The 3945-nt window shown below is 56.5% G+C and carries 4 protein-coding genes and 1 pseudogene; 3 read left to right on the top strand and 2 right to left on the bottom strand.

Annotated features, from left to right (window positions below):
* Window positions 1–225: 225 nt before the first annotated feature.
* The 3 genes from HT737_RS25875 to HT737_RS25885 all read left to right on the top strand — a co-directional run bounded on the left by HT737_RS25875 (window position 226) and on the right by HT737_RS25885 (window position 1678).
* Complete coding sequence (locus HT737_RS25875) at window positions 226–429, top strand: co-regulatory protein PtrA N-terminal domain-containing protein (RefSeq protein ID WP_182404272.1); 204 nt, start codon at window positions 226–228, stop codon at window positions 427–429.
* A gap of 76 nt (window positions 430–505) precedes the next feature.
* Entirely contained in the window at window positions 506–838 is a 333-nt protein-coding gene (locus HT737_RS25880) for a DUF2790 domain-containing protein (protein WP_041073199.1), read from the top strand.
* Window positions 839–1297: 459 nt separating this feature from the next.
* The gene (locus HT737_RS25885; protein WP_182404273.1) at window positions 1298–1678 is read left to right on the top strand and encodes a DUF6124 family protein; all 381 of its coding nucleotides are present in this window, start codon (window positions 1298–1300) and stop codon (window positions 1676–1678) included.
* A gap of 198 nt (window positions 1679–1876) precedes the next feature.
* Here the strand turns inward: HT737_RS25885 and HT737_RS25890 are convergent, their stop codons facing one another.
* Both HT737_RS25890 and HT737_RS31985 read right to left on the bottom strand, forming a co-directional pair.
* Complete coding sequence (locus tag HT737_RS25890) at window positions 1877–3202, bottom strand: OprD family porin (RefSeq protein ID WP_182404274.1); 1326 nt, start codon at window positions 3200–3202, stop codon at window positions 1877–1879.
* Window positions 3203–3627: 425 nt separating this feature from the next.
* Window positions 3628–3723, bottom strand: a pseudogene (locus HT737_RS31985) (transcriptional regulator); the annotation flags it as partial.
* Window positions 3724–3945 lie beyond the last annotated feature (222 nt).

Below are 3945 nucleotides of genomic sequence, written 5' to 3' on the forward strand. Positions count from 1 at the left end.
CCCCGATGGGGCTGCGCAGCARGCCCGCTTTTTTGGATAAAGAGCGGGGCCGCTGCGCGGCCCATCGGGGATAAATCCCCTCGCCACAAGGTATTTCTCAGGCCTGAGATTTTCTGTGTGGCTGCCGTACTTGCCACATTACGAATCTGTAATTCCCCCGCCACCGTCACGAAAGGTACGCCTTGTTACCTTGATCCCGTCAGTTACTTAAACGAGGAATCAAAAATGAAAATCGTACAAATGGGTGCTTTTGTGGTGGCGTTGGCGATGTCTTCCCTGGTCATGGCTGAAGGTGGCGGCGACCGCACGTTCGACCGGATGATGACCAATAACGACCGTTCCATGGAGCTGTTCGTGGCCAAGGAAAAAGCCGCCGGCAACCCGGTGGTGGTCAATGAAAAAGCCGTCGACAACCGCAAGAGCCTGTAAGCGACAGCACTTGATCAAGCCCGTCATCGCGCATCGATGCTGGGCTTTTTTATGCCTGGATGGGAAGGAAATGGATATGAAAATACGCAAGTTGATCGCGTTCGCCAGCGTCATGGCGATGTCTTCTCTGGTCATGGCCGAAGGCGGCGGTGACCGCACTTTCGAGCGTGCCTTCAGCGCCAACGCCAAAGCCATGGAGCAATACGCCGCCGAGCAGGGCAAAGCGCCGCCGGTGGTCAAGGAATACGAATACGGGATGAAGCTCGACGTGGTGAAAATCGTCAGCGTGGTGAAGCCGCAGCCGGCTTGCTCGGTGGTACCGACGGCCATGACCTACGAGGACTCGCAAGGACAGCTCAATACGCTCAAGTACAGCGTGGCAGGCGTGTGCCGCAACAGTGGTGGCTAATTAATCCCTATCCCTGTAGGAGCTGCCGAAGGCTGCGATCTGTTGATCTTGGTCTTCAAAGTCAAAAGATCGCAGCCTGCGGCAGCTCCTGCACGGGGCACATTTTCAGTATCACGATCTGTATTTAGATTCGGAATGTTTAAAGGTTGTGTGGGAAAAGCAGAACCTTCCCACAATGTTTTCAGGTTGTCCCTCGAACGTCCGCTCTCTAGCCTGTGTGGGTCGCTGCCAAATCAGCGATCGGGATTGGAACCCCTCGGCTTAACTGAAGCAAATCGCACCGTTCATGACGTATGCTTGCGCACTTTCATGTGTGCACTCCGTTATGGCGGCTGTGCGCGGGAGACTTCGAGTCTGTCGGGTTTTGCTCAGTTGCCCGGGTTCCAACCTGCGTACAGCTGCCACCCTTTCGCGTGGAACCGAAAGGGTCAGCTCCACCGTCAAGCTGAGTAAAACATTATGAAAAAGCCAACACCGAATCCGCCCGAAACAGAAACGCCTGCAGACCCCGATCCAACATCCCCCTACGCCGCCATCGACACCCACAAACTCCACGAAGCCGCCGACCGCGCCCTCGACTACTACCTCAAGCCCGCACCGCCCATCATGGCCACACCTTACACCGCCAACGCGCTGTTCCTGGTCAACCCCAACGCCGACACCGAATCCCTGCTGGCCAACGCTTGCGAATCCCTGGCCTCGGCCACGGTGATGCTCGGTGACTTCGCCGCGCTGCTGGAGGGCACGCATCGCAAGACTCTTCTGGGGATTGCGCAGGTGGTCATGCTTGGTGAACTGGCGGTGAACAAGGCACTGGATAACGTCGAACCCACTGCATAAAAAATAGCTTCTGTAGGAGCTGCCGAAGGCTGCGATCTCTTGATCTTTAAAATCAAAGTCCAAAGATCGCAGCCTTCGGCAGCTCCTACAGGATTGTGTTTGAAGACGAAAAAAAGGCGCCCCGTAGGACGCCAAAAAATTCACCTCTGACCAAAGGAGCAAGGAGCTTCTAAAGGTGAATGGTGTTGCTCGGGAAACTCAGAGAATCGCCAGCGGGTATTCGACGATCACGCGCACTTCATCCAGGTCCGACTCGAATGCCGTGGCGCGAGTGGTGGCCTGGCGCAGACGCAGCGACAGGTCTTTCATCGAACCGCTCTGCACCACGTATTTGACTTCCACATCACGCTCCCAGCGTTTCTGGTCGGTCAGCGGATTGCCGTCGGCATCGCGGCGCATGTACACGGCGTTGGCGTTGGAATAATCGGCGTCGGTGCCGCGCGCGTAACGGGTCATGAACGACAAACCGGGTATGCCGTAAGCGGTCATGTCGAGGTCGTAGCGCACCATCCACGAACGTTCCTTCGGCGAGTTGAAGTCGCTGTACTGGATCGAGTTGTCGAGGAAGATCGAGTCGGACTGCCGCAGGTAGTCGAAGTCGTCGTTGCCGTTGTTGCGCTGGTGGGAGAGGGCGACGGAATGGGCGCCGAGTTTGACCCCGACGCGGCCGCTCCAGATATTGTTGTCGAACTGGCCGAGCAGTTGTTTGCCTTCGTCGACCGCCTTGTAATAGTTCAGGCCGCCGAACAGCGACAGGTCGTCCGCCAGCGGATAGGTCCAGGCGGTGCCGGCGTAGTACTGGTTCCAGGCATCTTTCAGGCGACTGGAGTACAGGCTGAAACTGAGGTTCTTGTTCAGCACATAATCACCACCGCCGTAAGCGATCCACGGCGAATTGACCGGCCCGGCGTAGAAGGTCGCGAAGTTTTCGCGCATGTCGCTGGACACCGGCTGGCTCATTGCATGCAGACGACCACCCTGAATCGACAGACCGTCGATGCTGGTGTTGGTCGCCGTCACGCCGCGAAAGCTTTCCGGCAGCAAGCGTGAGTCACCGGCCGCCACCACCGGGTTGGCCGGAAACACATCCCCGACCTTGATCACCGTGTCGAACGCCCGCACTTTCGCGGCGCCACCGAACTTGGTGTATTCATCCCGCGCTTGGCCGTCACTGTTGACTGGCAGCACATCGAACGAACTGCGCCCGCCGTTGCGGCCGTCACCGGTGTCGAGTTTCAGACCGATCATGGCAAACGCATCGACCCCGACTCCGACGGTGCCTTGGGTAAAACCGGATTCGAACTTGCTGATCACCGCATGCGCCCAGGCCTCGGAATAACCGTTGCCGGTGGGGCTGGACTGGCCATTGCGATGATCACGATTGAAGTAGAAGTTGCGGTTGAGCACGGTCAGGCTGCTGCCTTCGACAAAACCCTCGGGCTTGTCTTCTGCAAACACCATGGACGGCCCTGAGCCGACCACCACCGCTAAAGCGGCCATCGATATTTTTGTAGGGTTAACCATCAAACACTCCTTGGGTTCGGCAGAACGGGAACGTGCGTCGGCGTGGTCTGATTGTTCAGCGGGGCAGGGCCCGCCGGCATTGGTCGCCGGGTCACATCGTTGCAGGCTGCGGATAACGCCAAGGTGATGGGGGAATTACAATTTCGTCATGTGGTTATATGGATTGAGTGAACGCCACATAAACCTGTGGGAGCGAGCCTGCTCGCGAAAGCGGAGTGTCAGGCACTGAAGATGGGGATGTGCCGACGCCTTCGTCGGAACGCCGCCCGGATCAGGCTCGCTCCCACAGTGGGTTGAGTGAGTCTGATAGATCACATGAGAGCAGATGTAGCTTTTTATCGTTCGAAGGTATCCAGCAAACCGTGTGATAGAGAGGCATCAGTTTCGGCGGGAAGTATGAGTTTGCCCTTCGTGTCGCCGATCCGTTTTACACGCGTCTTCTTCAAGGTAATTTTGCCTTGGCGTTCTTCGGCTATCGCATCAAGGCCATCCATCAACTCTGAAAAAATATCCCGCTTCATGGTTCGTAGATCTCCACTTGATAGGTGATCCTCAAATTTAACCGCAATTACCTTCTGCAGAATGTCAGCCATTGCTCACCGCTTTGCAGGCAAATTCCTAGAAAGGGGAGAGCGTTATAAGTCAAAAGATCGCAGCCTTCGGCAGATCCTACAGACCGTATACCATCCCAATGTAGGAGCTGCCGAAGGCTGCGATCTTTTTGATGTTGATTCCCGCAAAAA

This window comes from Pseudomonas sp. MD195_PC81_125 (genome assembly GCF_014060985.1).
Lineage (GTDB): Bacteria > Pseudomonadota > Gammaproteobacteria > Pseudomonadales > Pseudomonadaceae > Aquipseudomonas > Aquipseudomonas parakoreensis.